Source organism: Chlorobaculum sp. 24CR (genome assembly GCF_004118635.1).
Lineage (GTDB): Bacteria > Bacteroidota > Chlorobiia > Chlorobiales > Chlorobiaceae > Chlorobaculum.
In genome coordinates, this window is sequence record NZ_SDGU01000043.1 from 1 (window position 1) to 3,291 (window position 3,291).

Below are 3,291 nucleotides of genomic sequence, written 5' to 3' on the forward strand. Positions count from 1 at the left end.
CCGTAAAAACCTGATTGCCTTTCACCCCCCCCCCCTCTCACTGCACAATCGTCGGATACAATTTCGAGGTCACGACGATGAGCGCGATGAGCATTCCTGTCAACATCAGAAAATCCATTCCGATGCCGAAGGTGCTGGTGCCGCCTACTACCATCAACGCGCGGAGGAGGTCAACGAGGTAGGAGAGCGGGTTGATGTGGGCGACGATTTTGAGCCAGGTGGGCATGATCGAGATGGGGTAGATGGCGTTGCTGGCGAAGAAGAGGGGCATGGTCATGACCTGGCCGATGCCCATGAAGCGTTCGCGCGACCGTACCAGACAGGCGATCATGAGCGAGAAGGTGGAGAAGAGCGCCGCGCCGAGCACGATGGCGACGAGTACGCCGCCGAGCGCGAGCGGCGACCAGTTCAGATGGACGCCTGCGACGAGCGCCATCAGATAGACGATGGCCGCCTGCGCTATCGCCCGCATTCCCGCCGAGACCGCTTTGCCGAAGACGAGCGCACTGCGCGGAGCGGGGCTGGCGAGCAGCTTTTGCAGAATGCCGAGGTCTTTTTCCCAGATGACGTTGATGCCGTAGAAGATCGCGATGAAGAGGACGCTTTGCGCGAGAATGCCCGGCGCGAGGAAGCTGAAGTAGTCGAGGTCGCCGGTGGGGATGGCGCGCATCCGCCCGAACACCTGGCCGAACACCAGCAGCCAGAGCGCGGGCTGGATCGAGCGGCTGAGGATTTCCGACGGGTCGCGGCGCAGCTTGGCCAGCTCGGTGGCGACGATGGCCGCCGTGTCGCGCAGGAACCCGGCGGGGTCGAACTTGTCAGCCCAGCCGTTTGGCCGTCCGGCGGGCGCGGTTGATGTCGCGGAAGTTGGGCTTGCTGTCACTGAACTCTCCTGCAAAGTGAATGAAAACCTGATTCATCGAGTCTGTTCCGGCGCGGCTCTTCAGCTCCTCAGCCGACCCCTCGGCGGCGATAACTCCCTCCTTCATGATGGCGATGCGATGGCACAGCTCTTCGGCCTCCTCCATGTCGTGCGTGGTGAAGAGAATCGTGGTGCCGAAGGTTTCGAGCAGCTCTTTCAGCCGCTTCCAGACCTGGAGGCGGGCGGCGGGGTCGAGGCCGATGGTCGGTTCGTCGAGGAAGAGCACCTCTGGGCGGTGGAGCATCGAGAGGGCGATTTCGAGCCGCCGGATCATGCCGCCGGAGTAGGTGCGCACCAGCTTGTCGCGCGCCTCGGTGAGGCCCATGAAGGCGAGCGCTTCGTCGATGCGCTGCGTACGCTCACGGCGCGGCACGTTGTAGATGCGGGCGAAGAGCAGGAGGTTCTCGAAGCCGGTCAGCGCCCCGTCCGCCGAAATCATCTGCGACACGTAGCCGATGCGCTTGCGTACGCCGATGCTGTCGCCGAGAATGCTGTGCCCGGCCACGGTCGCCGCGCCGCTCGACGGCGGCAGCATGGTGGTGAGCATCTTGATGGTCGTCGTCTTGCCCGCCCCGTTCGGCCCCAGCAACCCGAAAATCTCGCCCGACCGCACCGTCAAGTTCAGCTCCCTGACGGCGACAAGCGAGCCGAACCAACGGGTGAGTTGCTCGGTCTGGATGGCGATGTCGGTTGTCGATTGCTGCATGGTCGTGGTGGTCGGGGGGCTGTTCCGGTTTGAATTGAAGGTAAGCTTCGGCAACGCTTTGCGCAACTCTCGAACGGCCCGGCGGATCGGAATTTTCGGTTATTCATTTTGCCATTAACATTGCAAAAAAATCGGAGGCTTGCTTGGAAGATTTCGGGACAAGCTTTATGGCTAAAGCAAAATAAATCGTGCCTTTAACCCAATCTCTTTTTTTTGGGATGATTGCTGTTTATTGTTCCTGGATATTATCCAGACGAACACAGGCATCAAGAACCCTAAAAAGACGAGGCTCCCTGTTTTTGTCATTTTGTCCCGAGAAGTCGAGATACCAATCCTGAAGGTATTTCGTTTAAAAAGATGGAGTCTTTCTCGACAATGGCCGGGACTGCCGCATCCTCCAGCAAGTCGGATTTTTTCCGGTAATCGGTATCTTGTTCTCCGGCAGCACGTTGAACCTTCCAACCCTTTGCACATGGCCATTCTTTCCATCGACCAGGGCACGACCGGCACCACCTGCATGATGTACGATCGGACGGGCGCGGTGCTTGCCCGCGCTTACCGGGAGCTGACGCAATTCTATCCGCAGGCGGGGTGGGTGGAGCACGATCCGGAGGAGGTTTGGCGGACGGTTCTCGAGTGCGTGGCCGAGGCGCGGCGAGCGTACGCCGAGCCGGTCGAGGCGGTCGGCATCACCAACCAGCGCGAGACCACCGTGGTGTGGGATCGGCGGAGCGGAGAGCCGGTGCACCGCGCCATCGTCTGGCAGTGCCGCCGGACGGCGGAGCTGTGCCATCGCTACCGAAGCGAGGAGGCGGCGATTCGCGCGAAGACCGGGCTGCCGGTGGACGCCTACTTCAGCGCCACCAAGATTCGCTGGATGCTCGACGCGCATCCGGAGGCCGATCCGTCCAATCTCCTGTTTGGTACCATCGATACGTGGCTCATTTGGAAGCTGACCGGCGGCGAGGTTCACGCGACCGACCTCACCAACGCATCGCGAACGCTGCTCTTCGACATCCACGAGCGGCGCTGGTCGTCCGACCTTTGCGAGCTGTTCGGCGTGCCGCTGTCGATGCTGCCGGAGGTACGTCCGTCGATGGGCGGGTTCGGCGCGGTGCGGGCGATTCCAGAGCTTGATGGCACACCGATTGCGGGCGTGGCGGGCGATCAGCAGGCGGCGCTCTTCGGGCAGTGCTGCTTCGGGCCGGGGTCGGTCAAGAACACCTACGGCACCGGTTGTTTCATGGTGATGAACACCGGAGACAAGTGCGTGAGTTCGAGCCACGGCCTGTTGACGACCCTCGCGCTCGATGGCGCGGGGCGGAGCTGCTACGCGGTAGAGGGGTCGGTGTTTATCGGTGGCGCGGTGATGCAGTGGCTGCGCGACGGCTTGCAGCTCATCCGGAGCGCCGCCGAGTCCGAAGCTATCGCGCGCTCGGTCGAATCGAACGGCGGGGTTTACCTCGTGCCCGCGTTCGTCGGACTCGGCGCGCCGCACTGGAACATGGAGGCGCGAGGTACCATCACCGGCCTGACGCGCGGCTCGTCGCGGGCGCACATCGTCCGGTGTTTTGGTTCAGCGTAAATTGGAGAATTCAGCCGTTTGAGTTAGAGTACAAAAACGGAGGAATTCACCATGCGAAAAGTCAGAAAAAACTACACC

At 61.7% G+C, this 3,291-nt stretch carries 2 protein-coding genes and 1 pseudogene; 1 reads left to right on the forward strand and 2 read right to left on the reverse strand.

Annotated elements, in window-relative coordinates:
* Positions 1–37 precede the first annotated feature (37 nt).
* Together EST62_RS08995 and EST62_RS09000 are read right to left on the reverse strand one after the other, a co-directional pair.
* A complete protein-coding gene (locus tag EST62_RS08995) occupies positions 38–883 on the reverse strand; it encodes an ABC transporter permease (protein WP_129051763.1) in 846 nt (281 codons plus the stop codon).
* Entirely contained in the window at positions 819–1,628 is an 810-nt protein-coding gene (locus tag EST62_RS09000) for an ATP-binding cassette domain-containing protein (protein ID WP_129051764.1), read from the reverse strand. The genes EST62_RS08995 and EST62_RS09000 overlap by 65 nt, the downstream gene beginning before the upstream one ends.
* A 472-nt stretch (positions 1,629–2,100) precedes the next feature.
* Here EST62_RS09000 and EST62_RS09005 point away from each other — a divergent pair.
* Positions 2,101–3,195, forward strand: a pseudogene (locus EST62_RS09005) (FGGY family carbohydrate kinase); the annotation flags it as partial.
* Positions 3,196–3,291: the final 96 nt, after the last annotated feature.